Origin of the sequence: Lysobacter sp. 2RAF19 (genome assembly GCF_052115395.1) — a bacterium.
In the GTDB taxonomy this organism is placed as follows: Bacteria; Pseudomonadota; Gammaproteobacteria; order Xanthomonadales; family Xanthomonadaceae; genus Noviluteimonas.
Window position 1 is genome coordinate 1,135,370 of record NZ_JBFRGO010000001.1, and the last position, 18,875, is coordinate 1,154,244.

General features: G+C 66.4%; 19 protein-coding genes. 14 read left to right on the forward strand and 5 right to left on the reverse strand.

Annotation, left to right across the window (positions count from 1 at the left end):
- Positions 1 to 41: 41 nt before the first annotated feature.
- Together AB4059_RS05535 and AB4059_RS05540 are read right to left on the reverse strand one after the other, a co-directional pair.
- Positions 42 to 794, reverse strand: coding sequence for a glycine zipper 2TM domain-containing protein (locus tag AB4059_RS05535; protein ID WP_498977325.1), 753 nt, complete (start codon positions 792 to 794; stop codon positions 42 to 44).
- A gap of 153 nt (positions 795 to 947) precedes the next feature.
- Positions 948 to 1,385, reverse strand: coding sequence for an OsmC family protein (locus AB4059_RS05540; RefSeq protein ID WP_498977327.1), 438 nt, complete (start codon positions 1,383 to 1,385; stop codon positions 948 to 950).
- Between the two features lie 235 nt (positions 1,386 to 1,620).
- Between AB4059_RS05540 and fusA the strand changes: the two genes are divergently transcribed.
- From fusA to AB4059_RS05560, 4 genes are all read left to right on the forward strand, one after another.
- Complete coding sequence (fusA, locus tag AB4059_RS05545) at positions 1,621 to 3,693, forward strand: elongation factor G (protein WP_498977329.1); 2,073 nt, start codon at positions 1,621 to 1,623, stop codon at positions 3,691 to 3,693.
- A 156-nt stretch (positions 3,694 to 3,849) separates the two neighbouring features.
- Positions 3,850 to 4,230, forward strand: coding sequence for an HU family DNA-binding protein (locus AB4059_RS05550; RefSeq protein WP_498960603.1), 381 nt, complete (start codon positions 3,850 to 3,852; stop codon positions 4,228 to 4,230).
- Between the two features lie 123 nt (positions 4,231 to 4,353).
- A complete protein-coding gene (locus AB4059_RS05555) occupies positions 4,354 to 4,911 on the forward strand; it encodes a DUF1439 domain-containing protein (protein WP_498977331.1) in 558 nt (185 codons plus the stop codon).
- A 14-nt stretch (positions 4,912 to 4,925) separates the two neighbouring features.
- On the forward strand, positions 4,926 to 5,588 hold the full coding sequence (locus AB4059_RS05560; RefSeq protein WP_498977333.1) for a hypothetical protein: 663 nt from the start codon (positions 4,926 to 4,928) through the stop codon (positions 5,586 to 5,588).
- A gap of 3 nt (positions 5,589 to 5,591) precedes the next feature.
- Here AB4059_RS05560 and AB4059_RS05565 read toward each other — a convergent pair whose 3' ends face one another.
- Both AB4059_RS05565 and AB4059_RS05570 read right to left on the reverse strand, forming a co-directional pair.
- Positions 5,592 to 7,862: a DUF5916 domain-containing protein gene (locus tag AB4059_RS05565; protein ID WP_498977335.1), complete on the reverse strand. Its 2,271-nt coding sequence runs from the start codon at positions 7,860 to 7,862 to the stop codon at positions 5,592 to 5,594.
- 123 nt (positions 7,863 to 7,985) lie between these two features.
- Positions 7,986 to 8,453, reverse strand: coding sequence for an SET domain-containing protein (locus AB4059_RS05570; RefSeq protein WP_498977337.1), 468 nt, complete (start codon positions 8,451 to 8,453; stop codon positions 7,986 to 7,988).
- Positions 8,454 to 8,577: 124 nt separating this feature from the next.
- On the opposite strand from AB4059_RS05570, the gene AB4059_RS05575 reads away from it, so the two are divergent.
- From AB4059_RS05575 to AB4059_RS05620, 10 genes are all read left to right on the forward strand, one after another.
- Positions 8,578 to 9,159, forward strand: a complete 582-nt coding sequence (locus AB4059_RS05575) for a cytochrome C (RefSeq protein ID WP_498977339.1) — start codon at positions 8,578 to 8,580, stop codon at positions 9,157 to 9,159.
- Between the two features lie 115 nt (positions 9,160 to 9,274).
- On the forward strand, positions 9,275 to 9,724 hold the full coding sequence (locus AB4059_RS05580) for an SUF system Fe-S cluster assembly regulator (protein ID WP_498977341.1): 450 nt from the start codon (positions 9,275 to 9,277) through the stop codon (positions 9,722 to 9,724).
- A 2-nt stretch (positions 9,725 to 9,726) separates the two neighbouring features.
- Positions 9,727 to 11,169: a Fe-S cluster assembly protein SufB gene (sufB, locus tag AB4059_RS05585; RefSeq protein ID WP_498977343.1), complete on the forward strand. Its 1,443-nt coding sequence runs from the start codon at positions 9,727 to 9,729 to the stop codon at positions 11,167 to 11,169.
- Between the two features lie 20 nt (positions 11,170 to 11,189).
- Positions 11,190 to 11,954, forward strand: coding sequence for a Fe-S cluster assembly ATPase SufC (sufC, locus tag AB4059_RS05590; RefSeq protein ID WP_498977345.1), 765 nt, complete (start codon positions 11,190 to 11,192; stop codon positions 11,952 to 11,954).
- On the forward strand, positions 11,954 to 13,183 hold the full coding sequence (gene sufD, locus AB4059_RS05595) for a Fe-S cluster assembly protein SufD (RefSeq protein WP_498977347.1): 1,230 nt from the start codon (positions 11,954 to 11,956) through the stop codon (positions 13,181 to 13,183). Before sufC ends, sufD begins: the two co-directional genes overlap by 1 nt.
- Positions 13,180 to 14,418: a cysteine desulfurase gene (locus tag AB4059_RS05600; protein WP_498977349.1), complete on the forward strand. Its 1,239-nt coding sequence runs from the start codon at positions 13,180 to 13,182 to the stop codon at positions 14,416 to 14,418. The genes sufD and AB4059_RS05600 overlap by 4 nt, the downstream gene beginning before the upstream one ends.
- A 35-nt stretch (positions 14,419 to 14,453) precedes the next feature.
- Positions 14,454 to 14,978 (forward strand): GNAT family N-acetyltransferase, encoded by a 525-nt coding sequence (locus AB4059_RS05605; RefSeq protein WP_498977351.1) that lies wholly within the window; start codon positions 14,454 to 14,456, stop codon positions 14,976 to 14,978.
- Positions 14,975 to 15,292: a Rieske (2Fe-2S) protein gene (locus tag AB4059_RS05610; RefSeq protein WP_498960625.1), complete on the forward strand. Its 318-nt coding sequence runs from the start codon at positions 14,975 to 14,977 to the stop codon at positions 15,290 to 15,292. The genes AB4059_RS05605 and AB4059_RS05610 overlap by 4 nt, the downstream gene beginning before the upstream one ends.
- Before the next feature lie 123 nt (positions 15,293 to 15,415).
- A complete protein-coding gene (locus tag AB4059_RS05615) occupies positions 15,416 to 17,548 on the forward strand; it encodes a TonB-dependent receptor (protein ID WP_498977353.1) in 2,133 nt (710 codons plus the stop codon).
- 13 nt (positions 17,549 to 17,561) lie between these two features.
- The gene (locus AB4059_RS05620; protein WP_498977355.1) at positions 17,562 to 18,221 is read left to right on the forward strand and encodes a PepSY-associated TM helix domain-containing protein; all 660 of its coding nucleotides are present in this window, start codon (positions 17,562 to 17,564) and stop codon (positions 18,219 to 18,221) included.
- Here AB4059_RS05620 and AB4059_RS05625 read toward each other — a convergent pair.
- Complete coding sequence (locus AB4059_RS05625; RefSeq protein ID WP_498977357.1) at positions 18,218 to 18,823, reverse strand: HutD/Ves family protein; 606 nt, start codon at positions 18,821 to 18,823, stop codon at positions 18,218 to 18,220. The two genes, AB4059_RS05620 and AB4059_RS05625, sit on opposite strands and share 4 nt — an antisense overlap.
- Positions 18,824 to 18,875 lie beyond the last annotated feature (52 nt).

An 18,875-nucleotide genomic window follows, 5' to 3' on the forward strand; every position in this document is an offset into this window, starting at 1 on the left:
CGAAAAAAAAGGGGCCGCAAGACGCGGCCCCTTCCCTGCAATCACTGTTCGGGATTCACGTCCACGCGCACGCGGATGCGGTCGCCGGGATGGTGGTCGGTGCGGGTCCTGAACTGGCGGCCCGCGTATTCGTAAGTGACGTCGTAACCCACGACACGGCCATCGTTGCCCGCGTTGTAACTGCCGTAGTCGTTGTTGGCGTAGTTGTTGTTGCCGTTGTAGCCGGCGTTGTTGTTGCCGTACTGGTCGTCGCACACGGTGACGCTGCTGCGCTCGTACTTGCGGCGCTGCGTGCCTTCATACACCTGGCGTCCGGCGAGGCCGCCGACCATCGAACCGATCGCCGCCGCGGCCACCTGCCCGCTGCCGCCACCGACCTTGCTGCCGAGCAACGCACCGGCCAGGCCGCCGACGACGGTCGCGACCGTGCGACCGGTGTCGGTGCCGTAGCGGCCCTGCTGCGGGTAGTAAGGATCGTTCGACGCGTAATTGCCGTTGTTGTACCCGCCGTTCGTCGGGTACGAACCACCGGAGGTGTAGCAGCGATTGCCGCTGTTGTTGTTGACGTATCCGTTGTTGGCGTACCCGTTGTTGCCGTAGCCCGACGAATAGCGCGAATCGATCACCGGATCCACGCGCACGACGCGTGCCCAGTCGTAGATCGCGTTGGACTGGTTCGAATAGCCGGGGTTGGAAGACCCCGAGTTCGAATAACCGCCGTACGTCTGCGCCGACGCCGTTCCCACGGCAGCGGCCAGGCCCAGTGCGAGCAAGGTGGCGGACAAGCGCTTCATGGCGTGACTCCAAGCGCCGGGATGGCGCGAGGGGATCGTCGAGTCGCGGCGGGCAATGCACCCTGAATCGATCGGGCGTGGAAACGCTTGCAGCCAAATGCATTTAGCGCGCCGACAGCAGATCGTCAGCGCGCGTTGTGCAGCGTCAAGCCTTCACGCCAGCAATTCGGCTTCCAGCGAGATCGGAACGGCGCTCAGGGCCTTGGACACCGGGCAGTTCTGCTTCGCATCGTCGGCCAGCGCGCGGAACTTCGCCGCATCCAGGCCGGGCACGCGCGCCTGCGTCTTCAGGCGGATCTCCTGGATCGTCGGTCCGCCGTCCAGGCCCAGCTCCACTTCGGCCTGGGTGTCGAGCGATTGCGGCGGGTGGCCGGCTTCGGTGAGCTTGGCCGACAGCGCCATCGTGAAGCAGCCCGCGTGCGCGGCGGCGATCAGTTCTTCGGGATTGGTGCCTTTCTCGGCACCGAAGCGTGTATTGAAGCCATAGCGCGTGCCCGCCATCAGGCCGCTCTGCGGCGTGTCGAGCCGGCCCTGGCCGGACTTGAGGTCGCCTTCCCAATGGGCGGTGGCTTTGCGGGTGATCGAGGCCATGGCACTACGCTCCGTTTGCGCACGGGTGGGGGACGGCCAGCCTACTCCACCGCCATGCTTGACCCTTCACCGCTGCTGCGGGAGATTTGCGGTCCCGGCGGCTTTCCCGCCGGGGCCCCCGCCATGACGGCCCGCCCGGCGAACAGCCAGGACGGCAGACACGCTCCGGTTCGTCTCGCACCCGCGGACAGCCATGACGGCCTCCTTCCACCCGCACATCGGGAGAGACGGCCTCATGTCCTATACGACCGAAAACATCCGCAACGTGGCCCTGGCAGGCCACCCCGGCGCCGGCAAAACAATGCTCTTCGAAGCCCTGCTGCATGCCGGCGGCGCGATCCAGACGGCAGGCAGCATCGAGCGTGGCACGACGGTGTCGGATTTCGACCCGATCGAAAAGGAACGCGGCCACTCCATCGATGCGGCGATCGCAAGCATCGACACCGCCAGCGACAACGCGCCGGTCCACGTCAATCTCCTGGACACGCCGGGCTATCCGGATTTCCGCGGCCCCACGCTGTCGACGCTGGCCGCGGTGGAAACCGTCGCGATCGTCTGCGATGCCGGCGGCGGCGTGGAATACGGCACGCGCCGCATGATGGAGTACGCAAAGGCGCGCAACCTCTGCCGCGTCATCATCATCAACAAGATCGACCACGCCGAAGCCGACAACGCGCGCCTGCTCGAAGCGCTGCGCGAAACCTTCGGCCCCGAAGTCCTCCCGCTCAACCTGCCCGCCGACAACGGCACGCGCGTGGTGGATTGTTTCGGTTATTCGGGCACGCTCGCCGAAGGCGATTCGGACCTGGGCCCCGTCGCCGAATGGCACCAGAAGATCATCGACCAAGTGGTCGAGGTGAACGAAACGGTGATGGACCATTACCTGGACCTGGGCGAGGACGGCCTGACCGGACAGGAATTGCACGACGCCTTCGAACAATGCCTGCGCGAAGGGCACCTGGTGCCCGTGTGCTTCGTCAGCGCGCGCAGCGGCGCGGGCATGGACGACCTGCTGCAGATCGCCGGAAAGCTGCTGCCGCATCCGGGCGAAGGCAATCCACCGAATTTCATCAAGGGCCTGGGCGAAGACGCCACGCCGATCGACGCGCAGCCCGATCCTTCGAAACATGTCATCGCCGATGTCTTCAAGATCGTCAACGATCCCTTCGTCGGCAAGCTGGGCATCTTCCGCGTCTACCAGGGCACGGTGAAAAAGGACACGCAGTTGTTCGTCGACGACGGCAAGAAGCCCTTCAAGGTCGCGCACCTGTTCAAGCTCAAGGGCAAGGACCACGTCGAAGTCGCGCAGGCCGTGCCCGGCGACATCGCGGCGGTGGCCAAGATCGACGAGTTGCATTTCGATGCGGTGCTGCACGATTCGCACGACGAGGACCAGATCCACCTGGCGCCGGCGCAATTCCCGAAACCGATGTTCGGCCTGGCCGTGGAAGCGGCGCACAAGGGCCAAGAGCAAAAACTCTCCGGCGCGCTGCACAAGCTGGCCGAAGAGGATCCGGCCTTCGCCGTCGAACATCATGGCGAGCTCAACGAAACCGTCGTGCGCGGCCTGTCGGACCTGCACCTGCGCGTGATGTTGCAGCGCCTGAAGGACAAGCACGGCGTGGAGGTCACCACGCGCCCGCCGCGCATCGCCTACCGCGAAACCGTGAGTTCCAACGCCGAAGGCCACCATCGCCACAAGAAACAGACCGGCGGCGCGGGCCAGTTCGGCGAAGTCTTCCTGCGCATCGAACCCCTGCCGCGCGGCGGCGGTTTCGAATTCGTCGACGAAGTCAAAGGCGGCACGATCCCCGGGCAGTTCATGCCGGCGGTGGAAAAAGGCGTGCGGCAGGTGCTCGGCGCCGGCGCGGTCGCCGGTTATCCGTTGCAGGATGTGCGCGTGGTCGTCTACGACGGCAAGCACCACAGCGTGGACAGCAAGGAAGTGGCGTTCGTCGCGGCGGGCAAGAAGGCCTTCCTGGACGCGATTTCCAAGGCGCGCCCGCAGGTGCTCGAACCCATCGTCGACCTGGAGGTCGCCGCGCCCGAACAGCACATGGGCGACATCAGCGGCGGGCTGTCCTCCAAGCGCGCGCGCATCAGCGGAACCGATTCGCTGCGCGGCGGCGAAATCGTCATCCGGGCGCAGGTCCCGCTCTCGGAGCTGGAAGGCTACGCCGCCGAGCTCAAGTCGGTGACCGCCGGCCGTGGGCGCTATGCGCTGGACTTCAGCCATTACGAGCCGGTTCCGGCGCAAGTGCAATCACGCCTGGTGGAAGCCTTCAAGCCACGGATCGAAGAGGATTGAGCGGCCAAACAAGCCCCGCTCGTCCGCAGCTTGAAAAAAAGCCCGAAAAAAACCGCCTCCGGGGCTTGGCGGCAACGCGGGCATGCCCTACATTCCGCTGGCCGAGGGGGACAACCAGGCATTCCATCAACTCAAACTCGAGTCATCAGGACACATATGGCGAAGAAGAAAGCCGCATCGAAGAAGGCCGCTCCGAAGTCCGCAGCCAAGTCGGCCGCGCCGAAGCCGATCAAGGAAGCGCTGGGCAAGTCGGGCCTGGTTGCGCACATTTCCGAACAGACGGGCGTTGCTCCGCGCGACGTGCGCGCCGTGATGTCGTCGCTGGAAGGCGCCGTGCACGGTTCGGTCAGCAAGAAGGGCGCGGGTGCGTTCACCCTGCCGGGCCTGCTGAAGATCACCGTCGTCAACGTGCCGGCGAAGCCGAAGCGCAAGGGCATCAACCCGTTCACCAAGGAAGAGCAGTGGTTCGCCGCCAAGCCGGCTTCGGTCAAGGTGAAGGTGCGTCCGCTGAAGAAGCTCAAGGACGCGGCCGCCTGAGGCGCCTACCCAAGCTTCAAGAAGACGCCCGGTTCGCCGGGCGTTTTTTTGGCCGGCGCGGGTGGATCGACGATTCACGATGGGTGGCGCACGCTGCGCGCATCGCTCGATGGAGACCACCGGATGCGCCGCCCCACCCTGCCCTTCGCTTTCGCCGCCGCCTTTGCACTCCTGCTGACCGCCTGCACGACGATCAGTGCCCTGGTGGGCAACCAGGTCGCCTTCTCCGAACCGCAGTTGCAGCGCTACCTGGACCGGCAATTCCCGCGCGACTACGAGAAGCTCGGCGGCCTGGTCACGCTGCGCGTGATGCATCCTCGGCTGACGATCCCGCACGACAGCAATCGCCTCCGCATGGAGTTCGACGTCGGCTTCGGCGGACTGGGGATGGACAGCACCTCCACCGCGGGGCACTTCGCGCTGATGAGCGGGTTGCGCTTCGATCCTTCCACGCGCGGCCTGCACCTGGTGGACCCGGAGTTGATGGACGTCGACGTCCCCGCGCTCGGCGGTGCGATGACCGCGCCGGCGCGCAGCGCGATCAATACCTGGCTGTCGGATTACGCGAAACAGGAACCGGTCTATCGTCTCGACGATAATGCGTGGGGGACGCTGGCCGGGCGCCGCATCGGGGAAACCACGATCGGCGACGGCAAGGTCGTCCTGCACCTCGACCAATAGCCTTCGGACTTTCCATGCCGCGCGTTCGCCTGTTGTGCCTGTCCTGCCTTGTCGTCCTGTCGATCGCGGCCTGCGGCGAAAAACCCGGCGGCGTCGCGCGTCGCCCCGACGGCAGCGCGATGGATCCGCTGCCGACGCCCGAAGGCACGCGCGGCTCGATCACCGGCATGCCCGCGGCGCCGGGGCCGGGCCAGCCGGAAGACAACGCATCGATCGCCGACCAGGAAGACATCGCGATCGACGACACCGATCCGGCGGCGACGGAGGAGGGCGAGAACGGCGACGGCACCGCGACGCAGGCCGAACCGACCTCCGACGACGCCGTGCAGGCCGTCCAGCGCTACTACGACGCGATTCGTTCGAAGGATTACGCGAGCGCCTACGCGTTGTGGAGCGATGGCGGCCGTTCCAGCGGGCAAACGCCGGAGCAGTTCGCCGCGGGTTTCGCCGACACCGCCGATGTCGTCGTGACGCTCGATGCGCCCGCGCGCATGGAAGGCGCGATGGGATCGCGTTACATCGAAGTGCCGGTCGCGGTGGAAGCCACCGCGCGCGATGGCACCGTGCGCCGTTATGTCGGCGCCTACACGCTGCGCCGCGCGGTCGTGGACGGTGCCACGCCCGAGCAGCGCGCGTGGCACATCGCCTCGGCCGACCTGCGCGAACTGACGCAGTAAGGCTTACAGCTCGAAGCGGTAACTGAGCTTCACGACCAGCTGTTCGTCGTCGCGCAACGAGAAGGCATCGTTGAGCGAATCGCGCGCGTTCACCGAATACTCGTTGAACAAGTCGCCGCCACGTCCGTACACGACGTACAGATAGGACAGCGGCTTGAATTCCCAGCGGTAGCGGACCTGGAACCCCAGGTTGCTGAGGCTGAAATCGTTGATCGGATCGTTGGTCGGGACCGGCGTGCCGTCGGCCGAAGCGCGCCACGCCTGGCGCAGGTTCGAATCCAGGCCGAGCGCCTGCATTTTCACGCGCAACTCCTGGGTGCCGGCGAAGTTCCAGTTCACGCCGAAGTCGAGCTGCTGCGCGCGTTCGTCGAAGGTGCCGAGCAGGTTGTCGCCCGACCAGATCATCCATTGCGGCGTGCGCTCGACGTAGAGCGTGGTGTACAGGCTCAGGTCGTCGTTGACGAAGTAAGTCGGCTGGAACTGCGTGTTCCAGCCGATGTGGCGCTGGTTGTTCGCATCGCCGATGCCGCTGTTGTTGGCGCCGAAGTTGGCGTAGAAGGCCCACGCGCCGTTGCGCGGCCAGTTCTTTTCGGCGAAGGCGTTGAAGTTCGACGGCGTTTTCAGGATGCCGTTGCCGCGCAGGATGCGGTCGTCGTGGCCGTCGGCGTTGATGTTGATCTGCGCGTAGTCGTTGCCGCCGTCGCGCAGCTGGCTGGAGACGCTCATGCGGAACTGGCGCTGCAGGTCCAGGCCCGAGTCGTCGTTGGAGCCGCCGATGCGCCAGCGCCAGTCGTGCGAGGAATACGCCGAGTCCTTCGGCATGTCGGTGATGCGGTGCTTGACCTCGTAGTGCAGATAGTTGAGGTCGGGGCGCGAGAGGAAACCGAAGTCGTTGATTTCCAGGTCGTTGCTGAAATGCATGCCGAGCAACTGCTGGCGCCAACCGTTCGACATCTCGTAGTCGATGATGGTGGTGAAGCCGTCGCCCTTGCCTGCGCGGCCCCAGTCCGGGCTGCCCGCCGCGCCTTCGTCGATGTCGCTGAAGATCAGGCGGTTCTGGATGTTCCACTTCTGGTTCGGGCGCCAGTTCTGGTCGAAACCGACCACCGTCGCCGTGCGGTCGAAATACGGCCGATCGACCTGCGTGACCATCATGCCGACGTTCTGCGTGGCGAAGTCGTGCGACAGGCGCAGCGCGGTGAACCTGCGGCCGGCGTCGTCGGCTTCATCGGCGATCAGCACGCCGTACTTGGTCGCACCGAAGCTGCCGTTGGCCTTCACCGCCGCGGTGATGTCGCCCGCGCCGCTGCCATCGTCCGCCGGGCCGCCGACGCGACGGGTGTAGACGAGCTGGCTGAAGTCGGAGGGCGTGGTGAATTCGAACGGGCCCTGGTTCTCGGTAAAGAACGGGCGCTTGTCGCTGAAGAAGGTTTCGTTCGCGCTGAAGTTGACGACGATGTCGTCGCTCTCGACCTGGCCGAAGTCCGGGTTGAGCGTGGCGGTCAACTGGAACTGGCCGTTGGGCTTCCAGAAGATGTCCGCGCCGGTGTCGAAATTCTGGTCCTTGGCGACGTTGTCGTACACGCCCGAGACGTAGGGCGTGATCGCGATCAGCGCCTGGTTGTAGACGGGCAATTCGATCGGCGTGAAATCGGAGAGGAAGCGCGGGCGTTCGAAACTCGCCGCCGGCCACGCGCTGCGCTCGCCCGTGCTGCCGATCACGCGGTCGAGATAGATCCGGAACGTGCGCTTGCCGTCCTTGCCCTTGGCCATCGGCGCGATGTACCAGGGGATCAGCATTTCGCTCGACCAACCGTTCTCGTCTTCGCTGGCGGCGTGTTGCCAGTTGCCGTCCCAGTCGGTGGAGAACTGGTTCTGGTTGGTGATCACCGCATCGTTGATGCCGTCGGTCGAGGACACCATGAAGTTGTAGCCGGTGCGCCCGTCGCCGTCGAAATCGATCATCAGGTTGTTGCGGTCGACCTGCGCCTGCTCGTCGCGGCGGATCTTCTGCCGATTGCGCGGGATGCTCGAGGGCTGCGTATTGCGGAAACCGATCGCCAGGCCTTCGGGCGTGGCGAGCACCCAGGCTTCGGTGGGCTGCGAACCCGGCGCGCCGGTGAGCGGCTGCGTGATGCGGAAGTCGGTGATGTGTTGCGCGCCCTGCCATTCGGCCGGATCGATCTTGCCGTCGACCTTGATGGCCAGGGCCTGTCCGGAAAGCGCAAGCAGGATGGCGGCGGTCAAGGTCGCGGCGGTCAAGCGGCTGCGCATGGGAAAGGACGTCCGGGTCGGGGGAAGATGCGCGCAGGCTATTGACGCGGGACGCGCGCGCCGCGTCCCGAGAGTCATGCAAACCTTTTGCCTAGTCCGGGCATCACGCCCGGAAGGGGTGGCTCAGCGCTTGGGCTTGAGCATGGTTCCCGTGCACTTCTTCGACCCGCAGTGGCAGGCCCAGATCTTTTTCAGGCGCGCGGTGTGGGGCTCGTCCAGGGTGATGCCGTAGTCGTAGGTCAACTCATCGCCCGGCTTGATGGCGCGGATGGCTTCGATGAACACGCGGTCCTTGCGGCGGTCGTCGCCGTCGGCTTCCTCGAGCACGGCTTCGCAGTTGGGATCGCAACTGTGGTTGATCCAGCGCGCGGTGCCGCCGCCGTGGTTGGCGTCGATCACGTATTCGTCGTTGAGCGTGAAGAGGAAGGTGTGGCCGCTCTCCACGTCGCCGGTGGTGTCGTTGTCGACTTCTTCGTGGGTGCGCCGCTGGCCCTTGTATTCGATCAGGCGTTCGCCCTTCTTGAGGGGGGCCGCGGCGAACACGCCGTTGCCGTGGATCTGCGAACGACGGGCGACGATCTTGCGGGACATGCAGGCATCCGAACGAGGAAAGATGCGGATTGTGGGGCTTCGCGGGTGAAGTCGCCATATTCATGGCCGTTCGCGCGCGCGCCATGCGTATTCCCCGGTTCCATCCAAGTGACGATCCCGACCCATGCGCGTTTCGACCCTCATGATTCCCGCCGCCCTCGTCCTCGCGCTGGGCGCGTGCAAGCCCGCGGCGAACGAAGACAAGGCCGATGCCGCCGTCGCCACGCCGCCCGCCGCCACCACGCCGGTCGCGCTGACCGATGCGCAATTGATCGAACGCGGCGACTACCTGGTGCGCATCGGCGGCTGCAACGATTGCCATACGCCGGGTTATCCGCAGAGCGGCGGCAAGGTGCCGAAGGCGCAATGGCTCGTGGGGACGCCGGTCGGCTGGAGTGGCCCGTGGGGCACGACCTATCCGGCCAACCTGCGCCTGAAGGTCGCCGACATGGACGACGCGAAGTGGCTGGCCTACACGAGCACGCTGCACACCCGCCCGCCGATGCCCGACTTCGCCGTGCGCGACATGAGCGAACAGGACCGCCTGGCGATCCTGCGCTTCGTGAAATCGCTGGGCGCGGGCGGCGAACCGGCGCCGGCCTATCTCCCGCCGGGCCAGAAGCCGCCGATGCCCTTCGTCGAATTCAATTTCCCGCCGCCGCCCGCGGCGGCCGATGCGCAGGCCAAGCCTGCTTCGGCGGGCTGAAACCCGCACCAGCCTGAACCCCACCCCGGCCCTTCCCGGCCTTCTGCGGGGAGGGAGTTGGACCGGCGGCCGGTAAAACGTACAATTTCAGTCCGTTTTACAGGTCGCCCTGCCCATGCTGCGGGTCACGAAACTCACCGACTACGCCACGGTCGTCCTGACCGTGCTCGCCGCTGCGCCCGATCGCGTGCACAGCGCGGCCGAGCTCGCCGAGCGCGCGGGCCTGGAAGTCACCACCGTCGCCAAGCTGCTCAAGCCGCTTGCGCAAGCGGGCCTGGTCGCCGGCTTTCGCGGTGCGCACGGCGGCTATCGCCTCGCGCGCGAAGCGCACGCGATCTCGCTGGTCGAAATCGTCGAAGCGATGGAAGGCCCGCTCGGCATGACCGAGTGCAGCCTGCACGCGAGCAATTGCGGCATCGAATCCTCCTGCGGGGTGCGTGCGAACTGGCGCCGCATCAACGACGTCGTCGCGCACGCGCTGCGCGAAGTCACCCTCGCCGACATGCTCGGCCCCGCCCCCGTCGAATCGCGCCGTTCGATTCCCGCCACCCTGGCGACCGTTTGACCATGAACCACGAAAGCAACGCCGAAATCCTCGAACAGCTGGGTCGTCGCTACGACGCCGGCTTCGTCACCGACATCGAATCCGATGCCCTGCCACCGGGCCTGTCGGAAGACACCATCCGCTTCCTCTCCGCAAAGAAGGAAGAGCCGCAGTGGATGATGGAATGGCGCCTGGCCGCGTACCGCCACTGGCTGACGATGCCGATGCCCAACTGGGCGAAGCTCGACATCGCGCCCATCGATTTCCAGGCCATCAGCTACTACTCCGCGCCGAAGGCCAAATACGCCTCGCTCGACGAAGTGCCGCAGGAACTGCTCGATACCTACGAGAAGCTCGGCGTGCCGCTGCACGAACGCGCCAAGCTGGCCGGCGTGGCGGTGGACGCGGTGTTCGACTCGGTCTCCGTCGGCACGACCTTCCGCAAGGAACTGGCCGAGAAGGGCATCATTTTCTGCTCGATGTCCGAGGCCATCCGCGAACACCCCGGACTGGTGCAGCAATACCTGGGCAGCGTCGTGCCGACCGGCGACAACTACTTCGCCGCGCTCAATTCGGCCGTGTTTTCCGACGGCAGCTTCGTCTTCATTCCCAAGGGCGTGCGTTGCCCGATGGAACTGAGCACCTACTTCCGCATCAACGCGGTCAACACCGGGCAATTCGAACGCACGCTGATCATCGCCGAGGACAAGAGCTACGTCTCTTACCTCGAAGGCTGCACCGCGCCGATGCGCGATGAAAACCAGCTGCATGCGGCGGTGGTCGAACTCGTCGCGCTGGACGATGCGGAGATCAAGTACAGCACCGTGCAGAACTGGTATCCCGGCGACGAGGAAGGGCGCGGCGGCATCTACAACTTCGTGACCAAGCGCGCCGAGTGCCGTGGCGCGCGTTCGAAGGTGTCGTGGACGCAGGTCGAGACCGGTTCTGCGATCACGTGGAAATATCCGAGCTGCGTGCTGCTGGGCGACGACTCGGTCGGCGAATTCCACAGTGTCGCGCTGACGCACCATCGCCAGCAGGCCGACACCGGCACCAAGATGATCCACGTCGGCAAGCGCACCAAGTCGAAGATCGTCAGCAAGGGCATCAGCGCCGGCCGCGGGCAGAACGCGTATCGCGGCCTGGTCAAGGTGGAGCGCAGCGCGCAGGGCGCGCGCAACCACACGCAGTGCGATTCCTTGCTGATCGGCAAGAAGTGCGGTGCGCACACCTATCCGTACATCGAAGTGAAGCATCCCACCGCGATCGTCGAGCACGAAGCGACGACCTCCAAGATCAGCGACGACCAGCTGTTCTACTGCCGCAGCCGCGGCATTTCCGAAGAAGACGCCGTTTCGATGATCGTCGACGGCTTCTGCAAAAGCGTGTTCCGCGAACTGCCGATGGAGTTCGCGGTGGAAGCCAAGAAGCTCCTCGAGGTTTCGCTCGAAGGCGCCGTCGGCTGACCCCACAGGACAACCCACACATGTTGAAGATCGACAACCTCCGCGTCCGCGTCGCCGGGCGCGACATCCTCAAGGGCCTCTCGCTCGAAGTCGCGCCGGGCCAGGTCCACGCGATCATGGGCCCCAACGGCGCGGGCAAGTCCACGCTGGGCAACGTGCTCGCGGGGCGCGAGGGGTACGAAATCCTCGAGGGTTCGGTGCTGTTCGAAGGCCGCGACCTGTTGGCGCTGGAACCCGAGGAACGCGCTGCCGCCGGCATCTTCCTCGCATTCCAGTATCCGGTCGAAATCCCGGGCGTGAACAACACCTACTTCCTGCGCTCGGCGCTCAACGCACAGCGCAAGGCGCGCGGCGAGCCCGAACTGGACTCCATGCAATTCCTCAAGCTGGTGCGCGAAAAGCTCGCCGTGCTGCACCTCAAGGACGAGCTGCTGCATCGCGGCGTCAACGAAGGCTTCAGCGGCGGCGAGAAGAAGCGCAACGAGATCTTCCAGCTCGCGGTGCTGGAGCCCAAGCTGGCGATCCTCGACGAGACCGACTCGGGCCTGGACATCGATGCGCTGCGCAACGTCGCCGACGGCGTCAACGCGCTGCGCTCGCCCGGTCGCGCGTTCCTCGTGATCACGCACTACCAGCGCCTGCTCGATTACATCAAGCCCGACGTGGTGCACGTGCTCGCCGACGGGCGCATCGTCGAAAGCGGCGGTCCTGAACTGGCGCTCGAACTCGAGGCGCATGGCTATTCGTGGATCGCCGATCGCAAGGCGCCGGAGGCCGCGGCCTGATGAGCGCGTTGCTGGAATCGTTGGCGGCCGGGTTCGAAGGCGACGACGCACGTCGCGCGACGCTCGATGCCGCGTTGCGCGACGGCCTGCCGAAGCCGCGCAGCGAAGCGTGGAAGTACACCTCGTTGCGGGCACTGGAGCGGCGCGTGTTCGCGCCTGCCGCCGCAGGCACCGTCGATGCCGCGTTGCTCACCGGAATCGACGGGCCGCGACTGGTGTTCGTCAATGGTGCGTTCGATGCGTCTCTCTCGTCGCTGGGCGCCCTTCCCGGTGGCGTGTCGCTGGAAGCGGGCGCGATCGCCGAGCCGGTCGATGTCGGCGGGCCGGATCGCGTCTTCGCCTCGCTCAACGTCGCGTTGGCGCACACCGGCGCGATCCTCCGCGTGGCCGCCCATGCGCAGGTCGATGTGCCTTTGCACCTCGTGTTCGTCGGCGCCGCCGCCGCGCAGGACCAGGCGTGGCACCTGCGGCATGCGATCGATGTCGCCGAAGGCGCTTGCGTCCGGATCGTCGAACATCACCTCGCGGCCGGCGCGCATTCGCACTTGTCCAACAGCATCGCGACCATCCGCGTCGCTCGTGGCGCGGCACTGACGCACGTGCGCGTGCAGGACGAATCGGTCGGCGCGACCTTGTTCGCGCGCACCGATGCTTCACTCGAAAGCGATGCCCGCTATCGCCGCATCGATCTCGAACTCGGCGGCGGCTTGTCGCGACACGAATTCGGTTGCCGGCTGCTCGGTACGAATGCGAGCGTCCAGGCCGATGGCGCGTTGCTGGGCAGCGGCCGACGCCACGTCGACACCCGCCTGAACATCGACCACGTCGCCGGCGATACGCGTTGCAATCTGAAGTGGCGTGGCCTGGCGGCGGATCGCAGTCGCGCCGTCCTGCACGGCGGCATCCTGATTCGCGCAGGCGCCGACGGTAGCAATGCCACCTTGTCGAGCCGCAACCTGCTGCTCAGCGAAAACGCGGAAATCGACGCGCAGCCCGTGCTCGAAATCCACGCCGACGAAGTGCAGGCCGCGCACGGCGCGTCGGTCGGCGGGCTCGATCCGACGGCGCTGTTCTACCTGCGTTCGCGCGGCTTGCCCGAAAGCGATGCGCGCCGGCTGCTTACCGCGGCGTTCTGTCGTGACGTACTCACCGATCTCGACGCGACGCTGCGTCCCTTCGCCGAAAGCGCACTCGATCGCGCCCTCGCAGCCCTGGAGGGCGCCGCATGAGCACCTTCGCCGCGATGGCCGATGTCGACTGGGATCGCGTTCGCGCGGACTTCCCGCTGTTGCGCCGCGAGGTCCACGGCAAGCCGCTGATCTATTTCGATTCGGCCAACACCGGGCAGAAGCCGGCGTCGGTGATCGAAACCGTCGATGACTTCTACCGCCGCCACAATGCGAACGTGAGCCGCGCGGTGCATACGCTCGGCAGCGAAGCGACGGAAGCCTACGAAGACACGCGCAAGGCGCTGGCGAAGCATCTCAACGTCGCGAGCGAAGACCTGGTCCTCACCAGCGGCACGACCTTCGCCATCAACCTGGTCGCGTATTCGTGGGGCCTGCCGCGCCTGAAGCCCGGCGATGTGGTGCTGCTCACGCGCATGGAACACCACGCGAACATCGTGCCGTGGCAGCTGGTCTGCGAGCGCACGGGCGCGACCATCCGCGTCGCCGACCTGCATCCGGATGGCGCGCTCGATCTCGACGCGCTGTATGCGGCGATGACGCCCGAAGTGAAACTGCTCGGCGTCGCGCATGTCTCGAACGTCCTGGGCACGATCAACCCCGTCGCCGAGATCTGCCGCGAAGCGCGCAAACGCGGGATCACGACCGTCGTCGACGGTTCGCAGGCGCTCCCGCACATGGCGGTGGACATCGCCGCCATCGGGTGCGACTTCTACGCCTTCACCGGCCATAAGATGTGCGGTCCCACGGGCACCGGCGCCTTGTGGGCGCGCCGCGAATTGCTGGCCGCGATGCCGCCCTTCCTCGGCGGCGGCGAGATGATCAGGGAAGTGCGTTTCGAAGGCACGGTCTACAGCGACCCGCCGCATCGTTTCGAAGCGGGGACGCCGAACGTCGCGGGCCACGTCGGCCTGGGCGCCGCGGTGGCGTATCTCGACGGTATCGGCATGGATGCGATCGCCGCGCGCGAAGCCACGCTGCTTGCGCACCTCACCGATGAGATGCGCGCCATCGACGGCGTGCGCATCATCGGTACGGCAGAGCGCAAGGCAGCGGTGGTGTCCTTCCTCGTCGAAGGCGCGCACGCGCATGACCTGGCCACCCTGCTCGACCTCGAAGGCGTCGCGGTCCGGTCGGGCCACCATTGCGCGCATCCGCTGATGGCCTTCTTCGGCGTGCCGGCCACTTGCCGGGCCTCGCTCGCCTTCTACAACACGCACGCGGAAATCGAAGCCTTCGCGGCCGCCCTGCGCAAGGTGCGGCGCCTGCTCGGCTAGACTGTGCGCCCGTGATTCCGGGGTCTGCGCAGCACATGGGCGAACTGCAATTCCGCGCGGCGGGCGTCGGCGACGTCGATGCACTCGTCGCGCTCGTCACTTCGGCCTACCGCGGCGATGCGAGCCGCGAAGGCTGGACGACCGAAGCCGACTTCCTCGACGGTCCGCGTATCGACGCCGACGTGCTCCGGCTCGACATCGTGCGCCCGCGCAGCCGCGTGCTCGTCGCCGAGCGCGACGGCGCGATGCTGGCCTGCGCACACGTGTGCGAAGACGGCGACGCCGGCTATTTCGGCATGTTCTCCGTGCAACCCGGCATCCAGGGCGGCGGCATCGGCAAGGCGGTGCTCGCCGAAGCCGAACGCATCGTGCGCGAAGACTGGGCATTGTCGAAAATGCGCATGACGGTCATCGACATCCGCGATGAGCTGATCGCTTTCTACGAGCGTCGCGGCTACATCCGCACCGGCATCAAGAAGCCCTTTCCCTACGGCGATGCGCGCTTCGGCATTCCCCTGCGCGAGGACCTGCGCTTCGAGCTGATGGAGAAGGCGCTGTGACCTGGGTGCGCGTGTGCGCGACCTCGGAGCTGTTGCCCGGCGAATCGAAAGTCGCGTGGGACGGCGACACGCCCATCGTCGTGTTCAACTACGACGGCGACTACTACGCACTGGAAGATCGTTGTTCGCACGAAGACTTCGATCTCTCCTCCGGCCCGTACGACGGCGAAGAGGCGACGATCGAGTGCGTGCTGCACGGTTCGAAGTTCGACGTGCGCGACGGCCGCGCCCTCAACGCACCCGCGTATGCGCCCGTCCGCAAGTACCCGGTGAAGGTCGAAGACGGGGCCGTCTGGACCCGCGACGACACCTGAGGGCGTTGCCCGGCCTGCGCCGTCGGTCGGCCCTCGATGCAAACCATTTGCATTTGCGAATCGCTCGCATTTAACATGGCGGCCGCCGCGGCCCCACGCCGCACCGACAATCCTGAGGACGTCATGCCCCACGCCGCCTTGCGCGCGACGCCGCTCGCGCTCGCCCTTGCGTTCGCCATCGCCACCCCCGCCCACGCCGCCGACGGCGACGCGCAACGCAAGACGCGCGAGCTGGCCACCGTCGAAGTGGTCGGCAAGCGCGACGACTACGTCGTGCCCGAATCCTCGACCGCCACCAAGACCCCGACCCTGCTGCGCGATACCCCGCAGTCGATCACCGTCATTCCCAAGCAACTGATCGAAGACCAGGCCATGACCAGCCTGACCGACGTCTTCCGCTTCGTGCCTGGCGTGGGCGTCGCGCAGGGCGAAGGCAACCGCGACACGCTGGTCTTCCGCGGCAGCAGCACCACCGGCGACATGTTCGTGGACGGCATGCGCGACGACGTGCAGTACATCCGCGACCTGTACAACATCGACAGCGTTGAAGTGCTCAAGGGCCCGAACGCGATGATCTTCGGCCGCGGCGGTTCCGGCGGCGTGGTCAACCGCGTGACCAAGCAGCCCGACGGCAAGACCGTGCGCGAGGTCTCGGCGCAATTCGGCAGCTGGAACAAGCGCCGCATCGCCGCCGACTTCGGCCAGTCGATCAACGAGAACGTCGACTTCCGCATCAACGGCATGTTCGAGGATTCCGAGAGCTATCGCGACGACTTCAACGTCCGCCGCTGGGGCCTGAACCCGACGATCGGCTTCTCGGCCGGCGCATCCACCGACATCGTGCTCTCGTACGAACACTTCGAAGACGAGCGTGTCGCCGACCGCGGCGTGCCTTCGGAACCCGCCGCCTACAACGGCCGCCGCACGCCCCTGGACGTCGATCCGTCCACGTTCTTCGGCGACCCGAACCGCAGCGACGTGACCGCCGATGTCGACGCATTCACGGCGCTCGTCGAACACAGCTTCAGCGGCGGCGCGATGCTGCGCAATCGCACGCGTGTCGCCGACTACGACAAGTTCTACCAGAACATCTTCCCCGGCGCGGTCAATGCGACGCGCACCGAAGTCGCGATCAACGCGTATAACAACGCCACCACGCGCCGGAACTTCTTCAACCAGACCGACCTGATCTGGAAGGCCACGACCGGCAGCGTGCAGCACACCTTGCTCGCCGGCGCCGAATTCGGCCACCAGGACACCAGCAACCATCGCGAAACCGGCTACTTCGGCGCACCGGGTTCCGACGCGACCTCGGCCAACGTGCCGCTGTCCTACCCGCGCTACGAGGGTCCGATCAGCTTCCGCCCGTCCGCGACCGACGCCGACAACCACAGCATCGCCAACACCGCCGCGCTGTACGTGCAGGACCAGATCGAACTGAGCGACCACTGGCAGGCGATCCTCGGCCTGCGCTTCGACCGTTTCGATGTCGACTACACCAACAATCGCCAGGCCGTCGGCAATCCTGCGCGCGACCTCAACGCCACCGACAACCTGTGGTCGCCGCGCGCCGGCCTGGTCTACAAGCCGGTCGAAGCGATGTCGCTTTACGCCAGCTACAGCGTGGCCTACCAGCCGCGTTCGGGCGACCAGCTCACCTCGCTCAGCGTCACCAACCAGACGCTCGATCCCGAGGAATTCACCAACTACGAGCTCGGTGCGAAGTGGGACATCAACCCGCGCCTGGCGGTGACCGCCGCGGTGTACCGCCTCGACCGCTCGAACGTGATCGTGCCGATCGACGCGACGACCTCCACCCTCGTCGACGGCCAGCGCGCCAAGGGCGTCGAAGTCGGCCTGGCGGGTTCGCTGACGGAGTGGTGGCACGTCACGGGCGCGTACGCACGGCAGGACGGCGAAATCCTCGCCGGCGCCGACCGCGGCAAGCGCCTGGCGCAGCTTCCGGAAAACACGTTCTCGCTGTGGAATCGCTTCGACGTGTCGGAGCGCTGGGGCCTGGGCTTCGGCGCGCAGTACCGCGACGAAATCTTCGCGAACATCAGCAACCTGGTGACCCTGCGGAGCTACACGCGCTACGACGCCGCCGTTTTCTTCGACGCCAGCGAACATCTGTCCCTGCAGCTCAACGTCGAAAACCTCTTCGACAAGGAATATGCAGTGACGGCGAACAGCGACAACAACATCATGCCGGGCTCGCCGCGCGCGGCGACCCTCAGCATCCGTTACAACTTCTGACCAAGATAACCCGATGAACGCGACCGCCGCCCTGCCCACCCGACGCTCCGCATCCACCTACCGCTGGATCCGCCAACTGCACCTGTGGATCGGCGCGTGGGGCGCGCTGGCGGCGGTGATCTACGGATTCACCGGCCTGGTCATGAACCATCGTTTCGGCGACGGCGCATGGCCGCAGGGCAAGAGCGATGAGAAGGCACGCGTGACGCTGCAGGTTCCGGGTCAGGCGCAGACCTCGCCGGAAGCCTTGTCCCTGTGGCTGCGCGCCACGCAGGGCCTGGATGCGCAGGTGATCCGCAAGGCGCCGCCGGGCGGTGCCAAGGACGGTGCGAAGGGTGGCGAAGCCAAGAAGCCCGACGCGCCCAAGTGGACTTTGTCCGGCGGCACCGCGAAGGACGCGTGGTCGATGGAATACACGCCGGGCAAACCGACCGCCGAGGTGAAGCACACGCGCAACGACACGCTCGCCTCGTTCAACCGATTGCACAAGGCGGTCGGCGGCGGCATCGGTTGGACGATCCTCGCCGACAGCTTCGCCATCGCGATGTTGCTGCTCGGCATCTCGGGCATCTGGATGTGGGCGCGCGGCCGCAACGCGAAGGAACTGGTGGTCAGCGTGCTCGGCGTTTCGTCCGTGGTGATGCTGGTCGTGCTGGTGCCGGCGCTGTTCTAAGCAACGGTCGCCAACGCGCGCGGCCGCAACTGCGCGAGCAACACCTGACCGCCACCATCGAGCACATGCCGCAGGCGCGTATCGCCCGCCTGCAGCAGCGCGGTGTCGCCCGCCGCGAGCGACGGCAGGCCCGAGTCGTCCGCGAAACGCGCCTGCCCCGCGAGCAGATGCACGGCCCAGGTCGTGCCCGGGTCGGCAAAGATCACCATCGGGCCCACGAGCGGCCGATGCCACAACTGCGCATCGATCGCATCGCGCCGCCACATCAGGTTGAAGTCCTGCGTCGCGCCGTCGATCAACACGCCCGAAACATTGGCCTCGCCCGCGAATCGATGCCGCCCGTGCGGCGGCTCCAGCGCATGCACGCTGCCATCGTCGAAATGCAGCGCAACGCCGTTGCCGGACAGCAACACGATTTCGCGATCGATCCCTTCGAAGCGCGAGAACGGCGCGTCCTGCTCGATCTCGGCGATCGACAGCCGCCACGCCCACTCGCCGTGCGCGGGTTCGGCCGCGATCTCGCGCGTCCAGCCCGCGCCGTTGCGCCAGCGTTCGCGGCGATATTCGTTGGCGGGCACCACGCGGGAGCGAGCGGTCGGCATGCGCGCCAGCCTACCTGCCCGCCGCGAAAAAGGGCAGGAATGGGCGCAGGTC